The following is a 23,119-nucleotide window of genomic DNA, read 5'->3' as shown; positions in this document are numbered from 1 at the left end:
GCATTTGGTTGATTTAACATTGACTTTATGCGTTTTTTTTAAAGAATATCTCTGAAAATAAAAAAAGAAATGATATAAAATCTGTATATATTTACCTTCTATTTTAATAATTAAAATCCACAATTAAATTAATGAAAACAAAACTACTTTTATTTCTTTTACCTGTTTTGATACTTAAAATTAATGCTCAACAAAAAATATTTGATTTTTCGAGTAATCCAACAAGTTTTACAAAATTTAATAATAATATTTTCTTTGAAGCCAGTAAAGAAGAAACAGGATACGAAATCTGGAAAAGTAACGGAACGACAGAAAATACGGCTCTTCTTTTGAATATGAATGTTCCGTTAGGTTATAATGCAAATAAAATATTAAGTACAGGTTCAACAGTATTAGGAGGAAAATTGTTTTTTATTGCAAGAGATAATAAATCCAGAGGAGAAATATGGAAAACGGACGGAATAAGTGAAACTGTAAAGGTTACAGATTTTATTAATGGTAGAGTAGAAAAGCTTACTGTTGTGGGAAATTCAATCTATTTTTTAATGAAAACTAGTAATTATGTACTGCAAGTATGGAAGACGGATGGAACAAAAGAAGGGACTGTATTAGTAAAAGATAATTTGCCTATCTGGAATAAACCAACTTTTGAGGGTAAATGTAATGGTTTATTTATGTTTACATTTCAGGTAGTTGGAACTAGTAATTCCAGACTTTGGAGAAGTGATGGAACTTCTGAAGGGACATTTCCAATAAGTGAAGAGATGGACGGTAATGGATCAGGGCCTGGAGGGACAGCATCTTTTACGCAATATATTGAGAATGGAAACAAATTATATTTTGTTACTAGAAATTATATGTTTGAAACAGACGGTACTTCTGAAAACACAAGGAATATAGGAAGTTTATGGTTTGGATTAGCCAATTATAGTGATGTAATTGAAGCAAATGGTAATCTATATTTCATGTTTTATTCTGCGGATTCTTATTTATTGCAGATTTCTAAATTTGGATTAAATGATAAAAAGATCACTTTAGTTTATTCCAAGCAAGGTCAAAAATATTTTTATCCTTCAAATTTAATTAAAAAAGATAATTCATTAATTTTTTGTGGACCAAATAGCGAGTTTGGAACATCCTTACAGAAAATGAATTTAGATGATTATGCAATTTCAAATGAAGAAGAATTATCCCATGATGCAAAAGAATCTATTGCTTTTTTGGGTTATCAGAATGCGGCAATTATTTTTAATATTAATGAGAATGAGTATTTTGTTACGACTGGAATAAATGAAAAAGATGAAAAGGCAGGATACATTTATAACAATAATCTGCAAACAATTGAAAAAGTTGATGCACTCTATAATGTATGGGATGCCATTTCTTTCAATAATAGTTTGTATTATTCAAAAGACAATAAATTATGGAAATATGCTAATAACTTAAGTATTCCAGTAATAGAAAATAAATCGTCTTTGTCTTTCTATCCGAATCCATCAAGTGATTTTATAAATGTAAAAGCTGATAACGATGTTAGGTTTGAAAGTTTTCAAATTTTTGATTTAAATGGAAGAATGATAATTGGAGAAGAATTTGGTTTAAATGATAAAATTGATATCTCAAAATTAAGCCAAGGAGCGTATTTATTAAAAGCAAAAGTTAATGGGACTTTGATTTCAAAGAAAATAATAAAAAAATAGTCTTTGATGAATTTCTTGGTAACGCAAGCGTCTTGCTCGTGCTTTCAAAGAATCCTGAGGGTGATTTCTCTTTACTGTAAAATGACAATAATATGCTAAAAAAAAAATAATTTTTGAAAGTAGTATTAGAAAATAAAGGCATAAAAACAGATACCTATTATATACCGCCTTTTGTTTTATATGAAGGCGAAATAATTGTTTTGTATCTACACAACGGAGAACATTTATATGATACTGAGGTCTTTCTCAGGGATATTTTTTGCGGTAAAACTAAACATGAAAATGTGACCTTGTATAGAAAAATGACCTTTGTTGAATATTTTAAAAGATCATACTTTAGAGACACTTTTTTCCCTTTAACAGTGAAAAGATACCTTAAGAAAAATACAAATCTTAAAAGTCCATTATCTAGAAAAATATTCGAAGAAAAATGGATCAAACCAGAAACAAAATTAGAAAAGATACCTGGAACACCTAGAAAGCTTTTAACCTTATACGCAACACTTTCTAAAACCAAAGATATAGTATTTGATCTGGGAGCGTTGGATGATGAAGGTTATGAGTATTCCTTTAAAATTGTGGAAGGAATTGTAAAAGATGGAGGTTCGGCAATATTATTACATTGTTTTGATAATATGCAGGGGTATGCATCTAAAATTGTAGCCTTAGAATGGAACGTTGGTCATGCTCCAGAAGATAATTAATTCGATACAATTTAAACATAAAGTGATTTTTCGTCCTAGCAGGAAAATCAAATTCCTACAGGTTTTTGTGTCTTACAGATTTTATGCATTGTATGAACCCTTCGGGTTCAAATATTTATAGCATCCAAATTTTAGTTTAGAGATACGACCCCTTCGGGGTCGCACAACGTATTATATTTACGTTTCTATAAACATATAAATCCTTCGGATTTGCCTACCTTGTTCTATAAATTATTTTAGGTTTGTAAATTAAAATGTCCGAAAAAAATCGGACGGTTTATTTTTTGAAAATATTGAATATTTCAGTTGACAACAATTTGTAGTCAACTAGTAATGGTTAAACCGTGACTATTAGTCACAGTTTGAAATGCTCACAACAGTAATAGAATTTTCTAAAATAAAAAAATCTCTCATTTCTGAGAGGTTCATATATCTATTTTTCAAGTTCTATTAAACTTAACTTTTTCTTGATGTTTTCGGTTTTCGTTTTAATTTTTCGATAAGAGCATCGGCTTTTTCATTTTCAGAAATAAAACGTAAAGATTCTGCGTAACGATAATAATAAACGGGATCTAAATCTGTGGTTAAAGCGAAGAGTTTAGTATACCATTCGGCAGCTTTTTCTAGTTCACATTGAGAATAAGAAGAATTTCCTAGTTTTTGAAATAAGTCGACAGATTTATAGCCTTTGGCAGCCACTTTTTCGTAGGTTTTTATAACATCGACATACGCGTATTTTTCGCCGACTTTGTCAGTTTTATAAAAGGTCTCATTTTGCGCAGTTGCACGAAATGAAAATACGATTAGCGGTACTAAAATGGCTAGTTTTTTCTGCATTGGTTTTAGTTTGACTTGTGGTATTTAATCGTATTTTGAATTGTTTTTGAATTTTTTTTTCACTGCAAAAAAACAGCTATCAGCAATAATAAACTGCATTTTTTTATTTTTATTATATGCTTAATACATTTTTTGCTGTACAAATATATGTAAATCAGGAACATAAAATGTTTTTGAACGATGTTTTTATAATTTCGTCGATTTTATAATGTATTAAAAATCAATTGATTTTGTTTCGTTCAGATTTAATATAATAACTTTGGACTGCTAAAGAATATCAGGATGACTATAAAAGAATATCTGAATAAAATAGAATCTTTAAAAAGTGAAAAAAATACAATTGTGTATTCTGATAATGCTGATTTGGAGTTTTGCATGCAAAAAATAAAACAAAATAGTGAGGAGCTGTTTTTTACTCTCGATATTTTTTTAAAGAAACGAAATTCAGAAACCACGATATTAAATTATGAGATAATAAAACTGTTTGAAAATAAGTTAGGATTGCTTTTTTTGGAAGAAGAATCTGGAAATGTTTGTTTTGCCAACAGCGATGAAGTGCGAGAAGAATATCGGCAGAGTTTTAAATTGATGGATCTGTTGGATTATATTTATGCTTTTGAACATTCTTCCATTTTTACAGTATCTCAAAAAATAATCATAACATCAGAAACGGAACTTTTTTGGAAATTGGTAAAAATAGGCTCGGGTTTAAGAGAGGAATATAAATAAAAAAAGCAGCTCCTGGTACGAGCTGCTTTTAATTTGTAGGGGCAAAAAATTAACGACGGAAAGAAGGACTCTGGTTAACAGATTGATCTAACTTTACAGTCTTTACTTTTTTAGCAGCAACTTTGATTTCGTGTTTCGCAACTTTGTCGTTTGCTTTCACTTCAAGAACATAAGTTCCAGCAGGAAAACTTTCTAAACTAATTGTTTTTGAAACTTCTAACTTGTCTGCTGCAGATTCTCCCGCATAAAGTAAGTTGTGATTCTCGTCGTAGATAGAGAAAGATGCATTTTCTACAGTGTCTAAAGTAAAGCTAACTACTTTTCCGTTTCCTGTTTTGATATTTAAAATGTAATCACCTTTTCCGTCTAAGGCATAGGTAAACACAGTCGCTAAAAAAAAGGCAGCAACTAAACCAGCTTTGGTAAATTTTGTCATGTTTTTTTTAAATTGTTAATTACTAAATGTGGAACGCGTAAAACTACAAATACAAATTTAATTTTTAGCAATAAATTAGCAATTTTAAACGCTTAAGTTGTTGAATTGTAATTATTTCTGTACTTTGTTTGAACTATGTACGTAATTACTGGGATTGCGGTTTTTTGAATTTTGAATTTTTTTTAAGTGTTTTAAAAGCACTTATTTAATTAATAAGAATACTTTCCTAAAATCAACCCAGAGTATATTTGTCATTACGATTAGAAACAAAAAAAAACAGCTCGATAACCTCACAGAGCTGTTTTCTTTAAACGTAATTTCAATTTTTTCTAACCTTAATTATACTTTTGTGTATAATTCTTAGCGTGCAGCTACACTTGAATTTTTAGCAAAACCTGATTTGTAAACTGAAGAAATTGCATTTTTAGATAAAACGGCATTATCAGTAATTGTAATCTCATATTTTGCTTTTTTTACATTGTCTTCTACTTCTAAGAAATAAGTTCCTTCAGGAAATTCTTCTAAACTGAAAGTTCTTAAAATACCATCTTTACCAGATGCGCTTTCAGAGTAAATTAAAGTTCCGTCCTTGTCATAAATAGCTAAATTGGCTTTCGGTACTTTGTTAAGTGCGAAAGTGATCAGTTTTCCATTAGCTTTTAATACATGAAGATTAAATTCTCCATTTCCATCAATTGCGTAAGTGCTTATTCCTGTGAAAAGCAACGCTGCTACTAAACTCAATTTTGCAATCTTTTTCATGGTAGTTAGTTTTTAAATTAATAGTTCTAATTCTCTGATGCTAAATTACTTATATAGTACTGTGAAAAATGCAACTGTATTTTCTTATTTCTATGCTATATTCTCATTTACGAAACCGTTATAGGTTAAATTTTGAATTATATTTATCGTTATTGTTAATTCGGTTATTATTTTATAATGTTTTTATTGATTTTAACTTAACAACGGGTTAAGGATTTCTTTACAAAAAAGCGAGTAAATTTAACCGCAAAGTTCGCAAAGGTTTTAGGCAGAGTACGCTAAGTTTTTTTGAGGAAATTTTATAAATAAAAAGTTCGCAAAGCTGTATAGATAAAGCTTTGCATTCTTTGCACTATTTTTTTTGGATTGTGTGTTTAACCTCAAAGTTCGCAGAGGTTTTGCGCAGAGTACGCTAATTTTTTTTGAGGAATTTTATAAATAAAAAAGTTCGCAAAGCTATATGTATAAAGCTTTGCGAACTTTTGCGTTTATATGCATAATTTTAAAATAAAATCTTTGCGAATCTCTGCGAAACCTTTGTGTGTCTCTGTGAAACAAATCCTTCATAAAAAAGCAAAAAAAAACAGCTCAATAACCACAAAGAGCTGTTTTTAAAACTTTTGAAAGTTTTTAAACTTACTAACTATCTAACCTCACTTTTATACTTTATGAAAGCATAACTTTTTTAGCGTGTTGCAACGCTTGTATTTTTATCAAAACCTGCTTTGTAAACAGAAGAAACTGCTTTTTGAGTTAAAACAGAAACATCATCGCTTACTACTATTTCGTATTTTGCTTTTTTTGTATTGTCTTCTACTTCTAAGAAATAAGTTCCTTCTGGAAATTCTTCTAGACTGAAAGTTCTTAAAATTCCGTCTTTACCTGAAGCGCTTTCAGAGTAAATTAGAGTTCCTTCTTTGTCGTAAATTGCTAAGTTGGCTTTTTGAGTTTGGTTAAGACCAAATGTGATCAATTTTCCATTAGCTTTAATTACGTGCAGATTAAAATCTGCTTCTCCATCAATTGCATATGTGCTTATTCCTGTGAAAAGCAATGCTGCTACTAAACTCAATCTAACAATCTTTTTCATGGTATTTAGTTTTTAAATTAATAGTTCTAATTCTCTGATGCTAAATTACTTCTGTTGTAAGTAAAAAAGCACAACTGTATTTTCTTATTTATATGCTATATTCTCATTTACGAAACCGTTATAGGTTAAAATTTGAATTATATTTATCGTTTTAGCTAAATCGATTATTATTTTTCAACGTTTTTGATGATTTTTAATTTACATTGAGGTAAAGATTTGTTTAAAAATGTAGGAATTTTTGAAAAGCTTCTAAGATGCTAAGGAGCTGAGCTTCTAACTTTATTAAGTTTGGATGTTTAACGCAGAGAGCGCTAAGTTTTTGAGAGAACTTTATAAATAAAGAAGTTCGCAAAGCTTAATGGATGCAGCTTTGTGAACTTTGTGTTTTTATATGCGTAATCTTTAAAATTAAAATCCTTGCGTTCTTTGCGTAAATTATTTTATTTGGCTTGTGTGTTTTAGCGCAAAGTTCGCGGAGGTTTTTCGCAGAGGGCGCTAAGTTTTTTTGGAGAGAATTTTATAAATAAAAAAGTTCACAAAGCTGTATGGATAAAGCTTTGCGAACTTTGTGTTTATATGCGTAATCTTAAAATAAAAATCTTTGCGAACTTTGCGGTAGAAAAATCTTCGCGGTAAAAATTAAGAAAGTATAAAGCAAAAAAAAACAGCTCAGTAACCACAAAGAGCTGTTTTTAAAACTTTTGAAAGTTTTTAACTTACTAACTATCTAACCTCACTTTTTATACTGTATTAGAGTATAAAATTTTAAGTGCCGTGAAGAATTGCACTTAACCTTAATATTTTCTTAGTTTAATGAAGTAGTTCCTTTTGAAGACAAAGTAGAACTATCTGCATTTACTGTAATGTCGTATTTTACTTTTTTGAAGCTATCAGAAACTTCTAAAATATATTTTCCTTGTGGAAATTCTTCTAAACTGAAAGTTCTTAAGATTCCAGTTTTACCAGAAGCGTTTTCAGTGTAAAGTAAATTACCATTTGTATCATATATACTGATAACCGCTTTCTGTAATTGATTAATTCCAAAAGCAATTACCTTGCCATTTCCTTTTAATACATGAAGATTTAATGCTTCATTTCCATCAATTGCATAAGTACTCATTCCTGTTAGAAGTACTGCACATACTAAACTTAATTTCATAATCTTTTTCATATTCTATAGTATTAAATTTTTTTCTTTCATTTCTCTGATGCAAAGTTATAGCAGCATGTGTGGTATTTTAACATCTATATTTTCCAATTTATATGCTATATTCTCATTTACGAAACCGTTATATGTTAAAATTTGGCTTTAATGTTGTGTTTTTGTTAATTTGATTGTTTTTCTTCAAAGTTTTTCAAAAACTGCATACTTCATAAAATTTCTATTTTTCTTACAATTTTTAACATATTTATATAAAATCAGGTTTTAAATAGGATAAATAGAAAAAAAGTCAAGAAAAAAAATAAGACCCTAAAAAAAATTGAATTTTGATATAGATTTCTCAGTGTTAAGAACGTTATTTTAATGTAAAATTCGCATTTACGAAACCGTTATAGGTTAAAATTTAAATTATTTTAGGTGTTTTTGTTAAATTTGCTATTATTTTTTAAAGAAATTATCATGAAGACTATTGCCCCAGCTCTTGAAGTGATAACTAACTCATACGGAAGTTCTTTTACCTACGCTAAACACGCCGAAAAGACCAATAGTAAAGCTCATTTATGGCACTATCATCCAGAAATTGAGTTGGTTTATATAAATGGCGGCGCAGGAAAAAGACAAATAGGAAGCCATGTTTCTTATTATACCAATGGTAGTTTACTTTTAATAGGAGCTAATTTGCCGCATTGCGGTTTTACAAATGAGCAGACAGGAAATACAACTGAAACTGTAATTCATATAAAACCTGAATTTTTAGGTAGCGATTTTTTTGTTGCTCCCGAAATGAAAAGGGTGCAGAATATTTTGAAACAGGCTAAAGGCGGAATTGCTTTTGGGGGTGAAACAAAAAAACGTATCGGAAAGAAAATTGAAATGATGGAAAACGAACCGCCATTTCAAAGACTTATAACGCTTTTGAGTGTTTTAGACGAATTGGAATCGGCTCAGGAATATACCATTTTAAATGCCGACGGATTTTCGATGGAGCTTCAGACTCAGGATAACGATCGTATGAATGTGGTTTTCAATTTTGTGAAAGATCATTTCCAAGAATCGATTTCTATAGATGAGGTTTCGAGTCTGGTGAGTATGACAACACCTTCTTTCTGCCGTTATTTTAAGAAGATTTCTAACAAAACATTTACGGAATTTGTAAATGAATATCGTTTGGTCCACGCTTCTAAGCTTTTGGCAGAACAACCAATGAGTATTAATGAGGTTTGTTTCGAAAGCGGTTTTAATAATTTTAGCCACTTTAGTAAATCATTCAAACAATATACAGGTAAGAGTGCATCTCAATACCGACACGAGCATAAGATTATCATTAGCTAGTTTTTTTAGCTGGGATTTTTTTTAGCCGCGAATTCACGAATTTTTTTAAATTAATTCGTGAATTCGTGGCTAATTTTTTTACGCCATAATTAGATTTTTTATCTGCAGAATCTCCAAAATCTGCGAGAGTAATTTTATATGCTCTCGCAGATTTAGCAGATCGAGCAGATTTTTATTTTTTTGCTATTGGGAAATCAGATTTTTTAGATTCTTAAGGATTACTGACTACAAATGTCAATTAGTGAAATTATGAGTGATAAATTACACAAAGTATTTAAAATAAAATTCGTGAATTAGTGGCTATCTTTTTAAGCACAAACCACAAGTCGGATTTTTCATATATTTTATTCTGAAAAAAGTTATATTTACAAACCCTAATCAGAAAAAAATATCAAAAATGAAAAAAATCAAAATGCTCTTGTCTGCATTTTTGCTTTGTCTAACCACTATGACATACGCTGCAAAAGTAGACACTTTACAAGTTGCCAGCACCGCTATGGGAAAAACCTATAAAGCTGCGGTAGTTTTACCAAATTCTTATGCAAAAAGCAAATCTAAATTCCCTGTTATGTACCTGCTGCATGGCGCTTACGGGCATTTTGGCGATTGGCTTAAAAATACTCCAAACAAAAAACTGGTTCATAATCTGGCAGATCAATACAATATGATTATTGTAATGCCAGAAGGAGAAACGTTTAGTTTTTATTTGGACAGTCCTGTAAATAAAGAAAGTCAGTTTGAGACTTTTATTACGCAAGAAGTAATTCAGAAAGTAGATAAAACCTATAAAACAATTGAAGGCAAAAGTGGAAGAGTAATTACTGGGCTTTCAATGGGCGGGCATGGCGCTTTATATTTATCTACAAGACATCCTGATTTATTTTGCGCAGCGGGAAGTATGAGTGGGGCGGTAGATATGGGAACGATGTTAAACAGAGAGTCATCTGCTCAAGTTGTAAAATTAATGCAGCCTGTTTTTGGAGATAAAAGCGGCAATACCGAATTATATGAACAGAATGCAGTAATAGGAATGATTGATAAAATAAAAGCCAATAAATTGCCACTTATTATCGACTGCGGTGTAGATGATTTTTTAATTGAACCCAACAGAGAATTGCACAGAAGATTGGTTTATTCTAAAGTAGATCATGATTATACAGAAAGACCAGGAGCGCATACTTGGGAATATTGGGAAAATTCGCTTCCGTATCACGCCTTGTTTTTTAATAAAATACTAGCTAAGAATCAGCTTGGTACAAAAAAATAAAGATATTTTTATTTGAAAATAAGCCAAATCGCTTTTTTTGGTTTAATTTTTGGAATACCTTTATAGTATAATACTTAAAAAAATAAAATTATGAAAAAGATACTTACCTTATTTGCAGTTATCGGTTTAATTGCATTTTCTAGCTGTGAAGGACCAGAAGGGCCTCCGGGAGAACCGGGATATAATATAGTTGGAACCGTTTATGAAAATGTTCCGCCGAACTATTATAATTTCACAACAAGTAATAATTTTAGAGTTAGATATGTTTTCCCACAACGAATTTTGGATTCAGATGTTGTTTTAGTTTACAGATTTGGAGGCGTTGACAGTGGTAGAGACATTTGGGAGTTTTTACCTGAAACTCATTATTTTGATGATGGCACAAGAGATTTTTCTTTTGATTTTACATTTAGTGATTCATTCGTTGATATTTATTTGAATGGTGGAAATCTTACTGATCCAGCACTTGATCAATATAGACTTAATCAGATTTTTAGAATTGTAGTAGTTCCTGCTGATTTTGCTTCATCTGTAAATAAAAATAATATTAATGACGTAATGAAAGCTGCTAAATTAAGTGAGAGTCAAGTACAGAAAATTAAGCTTTAATAGCTTTATAGGATAGGTTAAAAAAAAGGAAATCATTTTAGTTGATTTCCTTTTTTTATACATATATGTTTCTGAAAACTATTCTTTATCAGAATCTGTCAATATTTTTTCCTTTCCAAATTTCAGAGAAACTAAGATTCCAACTAAAAGAGATAAAGCGATAAATCCTAAAGAAGCCCATTCTGGAACGTGGAAGAAATCATGAAGCAGCATTTTTAATCCGACGAAAGCTAAAATGGCTACTAAGCTATATTCTAAATAACTGAATTTTGCCAGCATATTTGCTAAGAAGAAATACATAGAACGTAATCCTAGAATAGCAAAAATATTAGAACTAAATACTAAAAACGGATCTGAAGTAATGGCTAAAATTGCGGGAACACTATCAACCGCAAAAAGAACATCCATAACTTCAATCACAATCAGCGCCACAAATAAAGGCGTTGCAGCTTTTTTTGCAGTTTTGGTAGAAATAAAAAATTTCTCTCCGTCCATTTCTGCGGTAATCGGCATCACTTTTCCTAAGGCTTTATAAATAAAAGAATCTTTTGGATGAAAATCTTCTTCTTCGCCAGAGAATAGCATTTTTAACGCGGTGAAAATCAGGAATATTCCAAATACATAAGTTGTCCAGCTAAATTTATTGATTAGCATTACACCAAAGAAAATCATCAATCCACGGAAAACGATGGCTCCAAGAATTCCCCAGAATAATACGCGGTGCTGGTATTTTTGCGGAATTTTAAATGAAGCAAAAATAATAGCTATAACAAAGATATTATCGACACTAAGCGAAAGCTCTATCAAATAACCGGTAATGAACTTCATTGAAGCTACGGCTGGTTTTAAGTTGTCTGGATTTGCAATATAATCTGTAGTATAAAGCCAGTAGATTACTCCTGAGAATAAAAAAGATAAGGTAACCCAAACGAGTGTCCATTTGCTGGCTTCTTTAGTACTAATAATATGTGGTGTTTTGTTAAAGACGCCTAAGTCTAAAGCAAGAATAAAAACTACAGCAAGTAAAAAGATAATCCAGACTATCATAATGGTTTTTGTTTAAATGATATACAAAGATAGCTTTTGATGTTAAACTTCAAAAATTAATTCAACTAGAAAAAGTTGTTTAAAGCTACTATTTTCTGCTTTATTGATTTAACTCAATAACTAAAACTATTGTCTCTATAATTTAGGAGCAAGAACTTTGTTAAAGTTTTAAACTTTGACAAAGTTGCAGGTGTAATTATCTTCAAATCATTGAGAATGATAAAACAAAAACAAAGACAAAAAAAAGTGCCAGCAAATAAATGATGGCACTTTAGAATATAATTTAAGCTTTGAATTATAGAGCTGATTTAACAGTTTTGATAATTCTAGCAGCAATTTTGTATGGATCTCCGTTTGAAGCTGGTCTTCTGTCTTCCAACCATCCTTTCCATCCTTTTTGAACAGTCATTAAAGGAATTCTGATAGAACATCCTCTGTCTGAAACTCCATAAGAGAAATCGTGGATAGAAGCAGTTTCGTGTTTACCAGTTAAACGTTGGTCATTGTAAGCTCCGTAAACTGCAATGTGCTCAGCAGTAACAGGACGGAAAGCCTCACAAATTCTTTCGTAAGTAGCTTGATCACCACATGTTCTTAATACTTCGTTAGAGAAGTTAGCATGCATTCCAGAACCATTCCAGTCAGTATCTCCTAGAGGTTTTGGGTGATATTCGATATAGTAACCATATTTCTCAGTTAAACGGTCTAATAAGTAACGAGCAACCCAGATTTCATCTCCAGCTTTTTTAGCTCCTTTAGCGAATAATTGGAATTCCCATTGTCCGCAAGCAACCTCTTGGTTGATTCCTTCAAAGTTGATTCCAGCAGCGATACATAAGTCAGCGTGCTCTTCAACTAATTTTCTACCGTGTGTGTTTTTTCCACCTACTGAACAGTAGTACATTCCTTGTGGAGCAGGGTATCCTCCAACTGGGAAACCAAGTGGAAGTTGAGTTTTAGTATCCATGATGAAATACTCTTGTTCGAAACCAAACCAAAAATCATCATTATCATCATCAATTGTAGCTCTACCGTTAGAAGGGTGTGGAGTTCCGTCTGCATACATAACTTCAGACATTACTAACCATCCGTTGATACGAGTTGGATCTGGATAGATTGCAACAGGAACTAAAAGACAGTCAGAAGAACCACCTTCGGCTTGTTTTGTTGACGAACCATCAAATGACCAATTTCCAAGTTCTTCTAATGTTCCTTTGAAATTCTCGTGCTCTTCAACTTTAGTTTTACTTCTAAGATTTTGAGTTGGTTCATATCCGTCTAACCAAATGTACTCTAACTTAATTTTAGCCATAATAATATAAATTAATTTTTTTGTTTTTTTTCGTTGGGTCAAATATAGATTTATTTTTTTAGTCCCAAAAATTAGGGGGCTATTTTGTTTTATGAACTATAATTTTTTGGATAAGCGCAATTTTGGCAGGGGTATATTTTAAAAAAAGCAATTTTAATAACCTTAAAAATACAAATTCGTAATAATTACGGCAGATTTTTGAATTTCTGAGTTAAGAAATTATGAAAAAATGTTTATTTAATCAATATTACCGTACAGTTTTGTTATATTTTTGTCATTTGAATTCATTATTCTTCATAAAAAGCATCTTCTGTTGAAAAATCGGTGACTAAAAATCTAAAATTAATGTTTAAAACAGGCTTATTTATTGTTTATATTTGTCACTTATTTTTTTAATGAAAATTAGTACGAATTTAAACTTTACATACCATGTCAACATTACGTTTTCAAGCTTTACAACAAGCTTCTAACAGAAAGCCGGTACATTTTGAAGAAATTGACCGAAAGTCTAATCTTTTCGGATCAAATGTGTTTAATGAAAAAGCAATGAAGCAATATTTGACTTCAGATGCTTTTAGAGGAGTGAGAGATGCTATTCAGCATGGTACAAAAATAGACAGAAAGCTTGCCGACTATATTGCCATGGGAATGAAAGAATGGGCTCTTGCAAAAGGAGTTACACATTATACACACTGGTTTCAGCCTTTAACGGGAACAACTGCAGAAAAACACGATGCCTTTTTTGAAACTTCTTATGACGGAAGCGATCCTGTAGAGAAATTTGGAGGAGCGCAATTGGTACAGCAAGAACCAGATGCATCAAGTTTTCCAAACGGCGGAATCAGAAATACTTTTGAAGCGAGAGGTTACACAGCTTGGGATCCGACTTCACCAGCCTTTATATATGGTACAACTTTATGTATTCCGACCGTATTTATTGCATACACAGGTGAGGCTTTAGATAATAAAATACCTTTATTAAGAGCATTGTCTGCAATTGACGAAGCGGCAACAGAAGTTTGTAAATATTTTGACAAAAACGTAAAGAAAGTAACCGCTACATTAGGATGGGAGCAAGAGTATTTCTTAATTGATAAAGCTTTGGCAAATTCTCGTCCAGACTTAATGATGACGGGAAGAACTTTATTAGGACATACTTCTGCAAAAGGACAGCAGTTAGACGATCACTATTTTGGATCGATCCCAACTCGCGCTCTTACTTATATGAGAGACTTAGAGCAGGAATGTATGTTATTAGGTATACCAGTAAAAACGCGTCATAATGAGGTGGCACCAAATCAGTTTGAGCTGGCTCCGATTTTTGAGGAAACCAATTTAGCGGTAGATCACAACTCTTTATTAATGGATGTAATGCAGAGAGTTGCAGAACGCCATGATTTTAAAGTATTATTTCACGAAAAACCATTTAAAGGAGTAAATGGTTCTGGAAAACACAATAACTGGTCTTTGGCTACAGACACGGGAGTTAATTTATTAAGTCCGAGCAAAACGCCAATGAGCAATTTACAGTTTTTGACTTTCTTTATTAATACTATAAAAGCGGTAAACGATAACGAAACTTTATTAAGAGCGTCTATCGCGACAGCAAGTAACGACCACAGGTTAGGGGCAAACGAAGCGCCGCCAGCGATTATGTCGGTTTTCATTGGAGCACAGTTAACTAAAGTTTTATCTGAATTGGAAAGCGTTACAACAGGAAAACTTTCGCCAGAAGAAAAAACAGATTTGAAATTAAACGTTGTGGGAAAAATTCCAGACGTATTGTTAGACAACACAGATCGTAACAGAACTTCGCCTTTTGCCTTTACAGGAAATAAATTTGAGTTTAGAGCGGTGGGGTCAAATTCGAACTGTTCAAACGCAATGACAACTTTGAACGCTATTGTAGCAAAACAGTTAATCGACTTTAAAAATGAAGTAGAGAATCTGATTGACTCAAAAGACATGAAAAAAGATGATGCTATTTTCAATGTTTTAAGAGAATACATTAAACAATCTAAAAAGATTCTTTTTGAAGGTGACGGATATAGCGAAGCTTGGGAAAAAGAAGCGGCAAAAAGAGGATTAAGCAATTTTAAAACAACTCCAGAAGCTATAAAAGCAAAAGTTTCTAAGCAAGCTTTAGACTTATTTGAGCAATTAGGAATTTTTAATCATGTGGAAGCTGAAGCGCGTTACGAAATCGAATTGGAAGAATACACTAAAAAAATCCAGATCGAAGGACGTGTTTTAGGAGACATTGCGAGAAACCATGTTATTCCAACTGCAATTCGCTACCAAAATACATTGATTGATAATGTTAAAGGTTTAAAAGAAATTTTCGGAAAAGAATTTGAAACGATTGCAAAAGAGCAGATCGTTCTAATTAAAGAGATTTCAGGTCATATTGAAGGAATCAATTCAAAAGTGTTGGCAATGACAAATGAAAGAAAGAAAGCCAACCAATTGACAGATGCTCAAAAAATGGCAGAGGCGTATTGCAATAACGTAAAACCATACTTTGAAGATATTCGAAACCACTGTGATAAATTAGAACTATTAGTAGATGATGAAACTTGGACATTGACCAAATACAGAGAATTATTGTTTACGAAGTAATATTTAGCTAACAATTTGTTAAAGCCTGTCTCAAAAAGACAGGCTTTTTTTGTTGTTATGTTAAAAATAAGATTGCTAATGAGTTTTTTTAGCAATTATATAGCTCTAAATGTAAATAAATTGTAATAAGTATCTTTTTTCCTATGAAAATTTTAGTGCATTTGGGCAGTTCATCGAGATAGTTTTACAGTTTATCGAAAAGAGGCTAATATCTTGTAAAATAGGTATTTATACTTGAACTTGTTTTGAATAAGTTTTTCTAATTTTGGTCATGAAGTTGAAAAAACAGATTTAAAATTTGTTTTTAAAACGGTTAAAAAGCCCTCTTTTTTTCCTCCCCCGGAATACAAACCTACAGAACCTACATAATAAGTTGTATTAATAACCAATTAAATATATTTATTATGAAAAAAGTAATTTTAAGCATCTCAGCGATGCTGTTTGTAGGAGTAGCGGCAATCGCTCAAGGCAACACCTCTTCAGTAAACCAGGTTGGAAATTCTGACACAGGTATTGTAAATCAAAATGGTCAAACCAACGATTCTAAAATCGACCAATTAGGAGATTCAAACAAATCTGAAGTTTATCAAGGAATTCAGCCAGGAGTTTACAATGCTAAAAACAACATAGCAGACGTAAAACAAAAAGGTAACAGCAACACTGCTTTTGTTTCTCAAAGTAACCATGACAACAAAGCTTACCAAACTCAAACTGGAGATTTAAACAAAGCTACAATCTGGCAAGATCAAATCGCTGGCCCAAGCAATGCATTAGGAGGATGGGACAAAGCAACTCAAGTACAAACAGGAAAAAGCAATACTGCTACTGTTGACCAAGGAACTACAGGTAACGAAAAACCAACTGGACTTCCATTCAACGCTACTCAGTTAGGACACGTTGCAGCAGTTAATGTTCCATTTGCACCTCACAGCCAAAATGATGCAACTCAAACTCAAAATGGAGACAATAACACAGCTTATGCAAGCCAAGGTGGGGTGAAAAACGTTTCTTCTCAAACTCAAACTTCTCCTTCTGGAACTTCTGCTGCTGATGGTAATAAATCTAACCACTATCAATACGGGGATGAAAATAAAGCTACTTCTGTACAAAACGGTACTAAACTGACTGAGAATACATTACAAATTGGAAACAAAAATACTGCTACTGTAACACAAACTGGTGCGGCTCACAACAGTATTGCTTTCTCAAAAGGAAACATGAATACAATTACTGTAACTCAAAGCAACTAACATGCTATTCTAAAAATGTGATAGCCGTAGAACGGTTATCACATTTTTTTAATTTAAATCAATCAAGATGAAAGCCTTCATTTTAAATATTGTATTTCTATTTGTTTTCTGTCCCTTGCTTTCAGCACAGGAAAAAGAAGATAGTTCGGAGTTTAAAAATTATAGCTCATCACTTTTTAATTCAAAAGAGAAAGCCTTCAGTGTGGTTTCAAATTTGAATAAAAATGAACGTGAGGAGTTAAATTCTAGAATTCAAGCTGGTGTAGTAATACAACAAATCGGCGATTTTAATAAGGTTCAGGCTTCTTTAAAATCTAACGATACAAAACTTGCTGTAGATCAAAACGGTGACAAAAACGCACTGATTTTAGATAAAAATGCCAAAACAATCACACAAAGCGTTATACAGCAGGGTGACAATAACAAAATTTCAGACTTTACATTGCATACCAATTACAATGTAAATATGGAAATGATTCAAAAAGGTGATAACCAAAGTATTCAAAATATTGGTACCAATTCACTGTCCAAAAATATGAAAATTACCCAGACAGGAAACGGTGCATCAATAATTCTTATAAATAAATGATATGCATTTTTTTAACAGATATATAACCTCTTTTTTTCTGCTTTTTTCTTTTCTCATTTATGGGCAAGTTCCTCAGGATAAGATAAAAGCAAAATTAGAAATTGTACAAGTAGAAGGTACCGTAAAAATTACCGGTACAGCCGAAAATCTTACAGATGTAATTCGGAGTGCTGCGTACAAATTATCTGTAATAAAAAATAATAATAAAAGTAATAATCAGTCTAACAACGATCAAGTTGGTGTTTTTACATTGCAGCCCAATGAAATCCAAAAATTATCTAGCTCGCAGATAAATCTCTCGGCAGATGATGAAGTAATTGTTTTGCTACTATTTTATGATGAAGATAAACAAATTATAGCAAAAGATAGAGTGGTGCTGGGTGAAGAAAAAAAAAAGATGATGTAATAGTGCTTCCCGTTGACGGATTTGTTTTGAAAGGTATTATAACCGATGATACCAAAACAAAAATGGGAAAAGATTTTTACGATAGATATTATTACAAATACAATGAACTTGGAATAAATGCAGAAAAAATAGTCACAATAGGTGAAGAATATAGTTTCGCGAGAAATACAGCCATTTCGATAATCATCGATAATGAAGTTATTTATGAATTTTTAGCACAGCCAAACGACGAATTTTTAGAAGCGGTTGCAGAAGAATCTGTAAACGCAACCTTTACTTATTTGAAAGAAAAAGAAAAAGAACGCAAATATTTCACTCAGTATTAATTTTATTATTAGCGCCATGAAATTTATTTTAACCTTCACAGTAGTACTCTTTATCTCTCCGTTTATAAATGCACAAGCTCTAGTTTATAAACCGGTCAATCCAGCTTTTGGAGGAGATACCTTCAATTATCAATGGCTTTTAAGCAGTGCCGAAGCACAAAATAAGCAAAAAGATAAAGCTGAAGCCACTACAACGCAAACAGACTTAGAAAGATTTAAAGCCAATTTAAATTCGCAATTATTAAGTCAGATTTCCAGTTCTCTCTATAAACAGCAATTTGGTACAGATGGTATCAAAGAAGGCTCTTATACTTTCGGAAGTTATTCTGTCGATGTTTACCCTTCATCAGACGGATTAACGCTCAATATCTTAGATACCAATACAGGAGAACAAACCCAAGTAATCATCCCAAATCAATAACATGCGATTCCATTACTATCTAATCATTGTATTTGGATTTCTTTTTACTGGTTGCGGCGCTTATTATAACCAACCCACTGGAGTACAGAAAGCTGTTTTGGGAGAAGGTACGCCTGCGACTTCATTGCTAAAAGATTTGCCAAAACCTAAGGAACAAGTCGTGGTTGGTGTCTACAAATTTAGAGATCAGACAGGACAATACAAACCTCAGGAAAACGGAAGCAGTTTTAGTACTGCCGTAACTCAGGGTGCAACTTCAATTTTGATAAAAGCACTAGAAGACTCAAAATGGTTTGTGCCGATCGAACGTGAAAATATCGGAAACCTTTTGCAGGAAAGAAATCTTATTCGAGCCACTAGACAAGAATATATCAAAAATGCAAATCCGAACGAACCGCAATTAACGCCCCTTTTATATGCTGGAGTATTATTGGAAGGAGGAATTGTTTCTTATGATTCTAATATTATTACCGGCGGATTCGGAGCAAGGTATTTTGGTGCAGGAGCATCTGTAAAATACCGCCAAGATCGCGTTACGATATATCTGAGAATGATTTCTACCTCAAACGGAAAAATTTTAAAATCAGTTTATATCTCCAAAACCATTTTGTCTCAAGCAATTGACGAAAGTCTTTTTAGATATGTCAATTTTAAAAGACTTCTTGAAGTAGAAACAGGATATACAACCAACGAACCTGTGCACATGGCTGTAACAGAAGCCATAGAAAAAGCAGTAGAATCTTTAGTTATAGAAGGAATAAAAGATAATATCTGGGAAGCCGATGCACCAAAATGGCAAGTAGATAATTTAATTAAAGCCTATAATGAAGAAACCAGAACAGCAGAAGTAACCGAATTGTACGGAAGAACTCTTGAAAAAAGAAGAAGCAAATTTGGAATAGAACTTTCTGGCGGCGGAACTTTAATGGATGGCGATTACCGAGATCCGCTTTTCAGACCGTTTGGACGTGGAGCTCTAAAATTTATGCTTACACCAAGTTTTACAGTAAGCGCTTCTACCAATGTAGTGAATCTTGCAAACAAAAATCTGCTCGACGTAGGATATATATCATACGACTTAAATCTGGAATGGATTTTACTTCCTAAAGACCGATTTACTCCCTATCTCTATGGAGGAGGTGGATTTGCAATGAACAGAAAATTTGAAAATACCTATAGTAAAGTTCAGTTTGGGGCTGGTTTAGAATATATGGCAGCAGATTACTTAGGCATAAAATTGTTTGCAGAACAGAATATCAATTTTAGTGATAATGTTGATTACAAAATAGCAGGGACCAGAGATGATTACTATTATAAATTCGGATTAGGACTGACGTTTTATTTCGGCGTGAAGAAGAAATAAGACCGTATTTCTGAATTTAAAAAGTAATTAAGTTTAAAATTTAAAACAAGCAGCAATGAAGTATATATATAAAATAACGAGCATACTTTTTTTATTGTTTTTGGTTTCCTGCAGCGAAGAAAAAATTGGAGAATCTGAGTTTGGAACAGTGACAGGAAAAGTAGTCAACAGTGAGACTTTTGAACCAATGGAAAATGTCAAAATATTATCAAGTCCGACAACCAGCACTGTTTTTACAGATGCCGAAGGAAAATTTACAGTTTCAAACATAAAAACGGGAGAATATTCTTTTCAAGCTCAAAAAGATGGTTTTGTAGCAAAATTTGAAGCAGTTACCGTAACAGCAAATAACACCTCTGAAATTGTATTTGAATTGAGCAAATCTACTGCAAATAATAAGCCTCCAACAGTTCCGGTTCTGGCAGCTCCAGTAGATAATAGTGTAAATCAACCGATAAGTTTAGAATTAACTTGGACCGTAACAGACCCAGATAATGATGCAATGACGTATACTGTAAATTTGAGAAATGATAAAAATAGCGATGTAGCAGTTTTTGCAGACATAAAAGACAAAAAAATAATACTCACAGATTTAATATATGGTGCTAAATATTACTGGCAGGTTTCTGTAAGCGACGGAATTAATACCCCTGTTTTAAGTACGGTAAGTGCATTTTCTACCGTTGCATTCCCTTCAACAAGACATTTATTTGTGAAAACTATAAGCGGAAATAATGTCATTTTTACCGCAGATGACGCAGGTAAACAATATCAATTGACAAGTTCGGAAAAAAATTACTGGCGTCCGAGACGAAATAATCAGGCTCAGAAAATAGCATTTATAGGAACAAGCGGTTCGCAAAATGATATTTATACAATGAATTTTGATGGATCAGATATTAAAAAAGTAACCAGTTCTGTTCCAATTGCAGGATTCAATTCAGATTATTTAGGCTATTCTTGGAATGCTTCAGGAAGTGAATTTATTTATCCGAGCTTTGATAAATTGTATCGAATTAAAAGCGATGGAAGCGGATTAGCCAAAATATTCCAAACACCAAACGGGAAATTTATTTCTGAATGCGATTGGAGTGCTGATGGAAGTAAAATAGCGCTTAAAGTAAACGATATAAACGGTTACGGTGTTGAAATTTACGTTATAAATCCTTCAGGAGTTATAGAAACGCAAGTATTAGCAGGATTGCCTGGAGCAGTCAGCGGATTGAATTTTTCGGTTTCTGGTTTAAAACTTGTTTACACGAGAGATGTTTCTGGATTTGAAAACAGCAATTATCGTCAATTAGATTCTAAAATTTTTGAATATAACTTTCTTTTAGGAAATTCATACGGAATTGCAACAGAAAAAGCTGCGGGAACAAACGATCTGGATGTGCGATATTCTCCAAACGAAGCAGAATTGATTTTTACGAATACCTCAAACGATGGAATTTCGGTAAAAAATACCGTGAAATGCGGAATAGGCGTAGCAAATTCTAGAACAACCTTATTTTCAGGAACAGCAATGCCTGATTGGGAATAAAAAATATATAGAAAATCCGCTTAAATTGTAGTCTAGTTTCATGCAGGTTTACAGATTTAAGCGGATTTTTTAATATTCAAGATTATCAGATTCTAAGAGGAAACTTAGCATCTTAGTGCCTCAGTACCTTAGCGCCTTTAATCAGCAAGCCAAACCTTCATAACCAATTTTATTTGAGAAGATCGGCAGAAGATATACTTCTGCCGATTTTTTTATCAATCAAATAATCGAATACCGCAAAGAATAAAAAAAAGGGATTATCTTTGCACCACATCAACACAAACTAATTTTCATGAGTTCAGATTCTAGCAAAAGATATGCACAAAGAGGTGTTTCGGCATCAAAAGAAGACGTACATAACGCTATAAAAAATATTGACAAAGGTTTATTTCCGCAGGCATTCTGCAAAATTGTACCAGATTATTTAACGCAAGATGAGGAGCACTGCCTTATTATGCATGCTGATGGAGCAGGTACAAAGTCGTCTTTGGCGTATATGTATTGGAAAGAAACTGGGGATCTTTCTGTTTGGAAAGGAATCGCTCAAGATGCTTTAATCATGAATATTGATGATTTATTGTGTGTCGGTGCAACAGACAATATCTTACTTTCTTCAACTATTGGAAGAAATAAAAACTTAATTCCTGCCGAAGTAATTTCTGCAATTATCAACGGAACAGAAGAATTAATAAATGAATTAAAATCATTTGGAGTTACGATTCATTCAACAGGAGGAGAAACAGCCGATGTTGGAGATGTAGTTCGAACAATCATTGTAGATTCGACAGTTACGGCACGTATGAAACGCAGCCATGTTGTAGATAATGCAAACATTAAAGCTGGAGATGTAATCGTTGGTTTGGCTTCTTTCGGACAAGCTTCTTATGAAAAAGGGTATAACGGTGGAATGGGAAGTAACGGACTTACTTCTGCTCGTCATGACGTTTTCGGAAAATATTTGGCTAAAAAATATCCAGAAAGTTACGATGCAGCAGTTCCAGAAGAATTGATTTATTCTGGGCAGGTAAATTTAACTGATGAGGTAGAAAACAGTCCAATCAATGCGGGACAATTAGTGCTTTCTCCAACAAGAACGTACGCACCAATTATCAAAAAGATTTTAGATAAATATACTCCAGAAGATATTCACGGAATGGTGCACTGCAGCGGTGGAGCGCAAACTAAAATTTTACATTTCGTAAAAGATTTACACATTATAAAAGACAATTTATTTCCAGTTCCGCCATTGTTCAAATTAATTCAAGAACAGTCAAAAACAGATTGGAAAGAAATGTATCAGGTTTTCAACTGCGGTCACAGAATGGAGCTTTATGTTTCAGAAAGTATTGCACAAGATATTATCGAAATCTCAAAATCTTTCAATGTAGAAGCACAAATCGTAGGTAGAGTAGAAGCAGCAGACGCAAAAAAACTTACTATTACAAGCGAATACGGAACATTCAATTATTAAAAAAAATACTTAAACCATATAAGTTATATAAGTTCATTTTAATTTAAAGAATCAATTGTCAGGCTGAGCGGAGTCGAAGCCACGTTCCAATTAGAGCCTTCTTTTTATATTTTCTTATATCACTTATATGGTTTCAAAACACACATA

22 protein-coding genes are annotated in these 23,119 nt (G+C 32.4%); 15 read left to right on the top strand and 7 right to left on the bottom strand.

What is annotated here, in order from left to right; genetic code table 11:
* Nucleotides 1-131: 131 nt before the first annotated feature.
* Together Q9Q97_RS10655 and Q9Q97_RS10650 are read left to right on the top strand one after the other, a co-directional pair.
* Nucleotides 132-1,700 (top strand): T9SS type A sorting domain-containing protein, encoded by a 1,569-nt coding sequence (locus Q9Q97_RS10655; protein WP_306156787.1) that lies wholly within the window; start codon nt 132-134, stop codon nt 1,698-1,700.
* Nucleotides 1,701-1,813: 113 nt separating this feature from the next.
* The gene (locus tag Q9Q97_RS10650) at nt 1,814-2,404 is read left to right on the top strand and encodes a hypothetical protein (RefSeq protein ID WP_306156785.1); all 591 of its coding nucleotides are present in this window, start codon (nt 1,814-1,816) and stop codon (nt 2,402-2,404) included.
* A 456-nt stretch (nt 2,405-2,860) separates the two neighbouring features.
* On the opposite strand, the gene Q9Q97_RS10645 is transcribed toward Q9Q97_RS10650, so the two are convergent.
* Entirely contained in the window at nt 2,861-3,241 is a 381-nt protein-coding gene (locus Q9Q97_RS10645; protein WP_306156783.1) for a flagellar motor protein MotB, read from the bottom strand.
* A gap of 282 nt (nt 3,242-3,523) precedes the next feature.
* On the opposite strand from Q9Q97_RS10645, the gene Q9Q97_RS10640 reads away from it, so the two are divergent.
* Entirely contained in the window at nt 3,524-3,970 is a 447-nt protein-coding gene (locus Q9Q97_RS10640) for a hypothetical protein (RefSeq protein WP_306156781.1), read from the top strand.
* 49 nt (nt 3,971-4,019) lie between these two features.
* Here the strand turns inward: Q9Q97_RS10640 and Q9Q97_RS10635 are convergent, their stop codons facing one another.
* The 4 genes from Q9Q97_RS10635 to Q9Q97_RS10620 all read right to left on the bottom strand — a co-directional run bounded on the left by Q9Q97_RS10635 (nt 4,020) and on the right by Q9Q97_RS10620 (nt 7,429).
* Entirely contained in the window at nt 4,020-4,406 is a 387-nt protein-coding gene (locus Q9Q97_RS10635; RefSeq protein WP_306156779.1) for a secretion protein, read from the bottom strand.
* 360 nt (nt 4,407-4,766) lie between these two features.
* Nucleotides 4,767-5,168: a secretion protein gene (locus tag Q9Q97_RS10630; RefSeq protein ID WP_306156777.1), complete on the bottom strand. Its 402-nt coding sequence runs from the start codon at nt 5,166-5,168 to the stop codon at nt 4,767-4,769.
* Between the two features lie 685 nt (nt 5,169-5,853).
* Entirely contained in the window at nt 5,854-6,258 is a 405-nt protein-coding gene (locus Q9Q97_RS10625; protein WP_306156775.1) for a T9SS type A sorting domain-containing protein, read from the bottom strand.
* Between the two features lie 805 nt (nt 6,259-7,063).
* Nucleotides 7,064-7,429, bottom strand: a complete 366-nt coding sequence (locus Q9Q97_RS10620; protein ID WP_306156773.1) for a T9SS type A sorting domain-containing protein — start codon at nt 7,427-7,429, stop codon at nt 7,064-7,066.
* A 450-nt stretch (nt 7,430-7,879) separates the two neighbouring features.
* Here Q9Q97_RS10620 and Q9Q97_RS10615 point away from each other — a divergent pair, with 450 nt between their 5' ends.
* From Q9Q97_RS10615 to Q9Q97_RS10605, 3 genes are all read left to right on the top strand, one after another.
* Nucleotides 7,880-8,752 (top strand): AraC family transcriptional regulator, encoded by an 873-nt coding sequence (locus tag Q9Q97_RS10615; protein WP_306156771.1) that lies wholly within the window; start codon nt 7,880-7,882, stop codon nt 8,750-8,752.
* Between the two features lie 397 nt (nt 8,753-9,149).
* Nucleotides 9,150-10,019 (top strand): alpha/beta hydrolase family protein, encoded by an 870-nt coding sequence (locus Q9Q97_RS10610; protein WP_306156770.1) that lies wholly within the window; start codon nt 9,150-9,152, stop codon nt 10,017-10,019.
* Nucleotides 10,020-10,109: 90 nt separating this feature from the next.
* Nucleotides 10,110-10,628 (top strand): hypothetical protein, encoded by a 519-nt coding sequence (locus Q9Q97_RS10605; RefSeq protein WP_306156768.1) that lies wholly within the window; start codon nt 10,110-10,112, stop codon nt 10,626-10,628.
* A 78-nt stretch (nt 10,629-10,706) separates the two neighbouring features.
* On the opposite strand, the gene Q9Q97_RS10600 is transcribed toward Q9Q97_RS10605, so the two are convergent.
* On the bottom strand, nt 10,707-11,675 hold the full coding sequence (locus Q9Q97_RS10600; RefSeq protein WP_306156766.1) for a TerC family protein: 969 nt from the start codon (nt 11,673-11,675) through the stop codon (nt 10,707-10,709).
* A 295-nt stretch (nt 11,676-11,970) separates the two neighbouring features.
* Nucleotides 11,971-12,987: a glutamine synthetase beta-grasp domain-containing protein gene (locus Q9Q97_RS10595; protein WP_012024410.1), complete on the bottom strand. Its 1,017-nt coding sequence runs from the start codon at nt 12,985-12,987 to the stop codon at nt 11,971-11,973.
* A gap of 429 nt (nt 12,988-13,416) precedes the next feature.
* On the opposite strand from Q9Q97_RS10595, the gene Q9Q97_RS10590 reads away from it, so the two are divergent.
* From Q9Q97_RS10590 to Q9Q97_RS10550, 9 genes are all read left to right on the top strand, one after another.
* On the top strand, nt 13,417-15,606 hold the full coding sequence (locus Q9Q97_RS10590; protein ID WP_306156759.1) for a glutamine synthetase III: 2,190 nt from the start codon (nt 13,417-13,419) through the stop codon (nt 15,604-15,606).
* Nucleotides 15,607-16,010: 404 nt separating this feature from the next.
* Nucleotides 16,011-16,856: a hypothetical protein gene (locus Q9Q97_RS10585; RefSeq protein ID WP_306156757.1), complete on the top strand. Its 846-nt coding sequence runs from the start codon at nt 16,011-16,013 to the stop codon at nt 16,854-16,856.
* Nucleotides 16,857-16,923: 67 nt separating this feature from the next.
* Entirely contained in the window at nt 16,924-17,445 is a 522-nt protein-coding gene (locus tag Q9Q97_RS10580) for a hypothetical protein (protein ID WP_306156755.1), read from the top strand.
* 1 nt (nt 17,446) lies between these two features.
* Nucleotides 17,447-17,851: a hypothetical protein gene (locus tag Q9Q97_RS10575; protein ID WP_306156753.1), complete on the top strand. Its 405-nt coding sequence runs from the start codon at nt 17,447-17,449 to the stop codon at nt 17,849-17,851.
* A 2-nt stretch (nt 17,852-17,853) separates the two neighbouring features.
* Entirely contained in the window at nt 17,854-18,177 is a 324-nt protein-coding gene (locus Q9Q97_RS10570) for a CsgE family curli-type amyloid fiber assembly protein (RefSeq protein ID WP_306156751.1), read from the top strand.
* A 16-nt stretch (nt 18,178-18,193) separates the two neighbouring features.
* Entirely contained in the window at nt 18,194-18,598 is a 405-nt protein-coding gene (locus Q9Q97_RS10565) for a curli assembly protein CsgF (RefSeq protein WP_306156749.1), read from the top strand.
* A gap of 1 nt (nt 18,599) precedes the next feature.
* Nucleotides 18,600-19,961: a CsgG/HfaB family protein gene (locus Q9Q97_RS10560; protein ID WP_306156747.1), complete on the top strand. Its 1,362-nt coding sequence runs from the start codon at nt 18,600-18,602 to the stop codon at nt 19,959-19,961.
* A 55-nt stretch (nt 19,962-20,016) separates the two neighbouring features.
* On the top strand, nt 20,017-21,501 hold the full coding sequence (locus Q9Q97_RS10555; protein ID WP_306156745.1) for a carboxypeptidase regulatory-like domain-containing protein: 1,485 nt from the start codon (nt 20,017-20,019) through the stop codon (nt 21,499-21,501).
* 292 nt (nt 21,502-21,793) lie between these two features.
* Nucleotides 21,794-22,972, top strand: a complete 1,179-nt coding sequence (locus Q9Q97_RS10550; RefSeq protein ID WP_306156743.1) for an AIR synthase related protein — start codon at nt 21,794-21,796, stop codon at nt 22,970-22,972.
* Nucleotides 22,973-23,119 lie beyond the last annotated feature (147 nt).

Source organism: Flavobacterium sp. DG2-3, from assembly GCF_030730925.1.
Classification (GTDB): domain Bacteria; phylum Bacteroidota; class Bacteroidia; order Flavobacteriales; family Flavobacteriaceae; genus Flavobacterium.
Note: the sequence above shows the minus strand (reverse complement) of the source record. Positions and strands in the feature narration are given on the sequence as shown.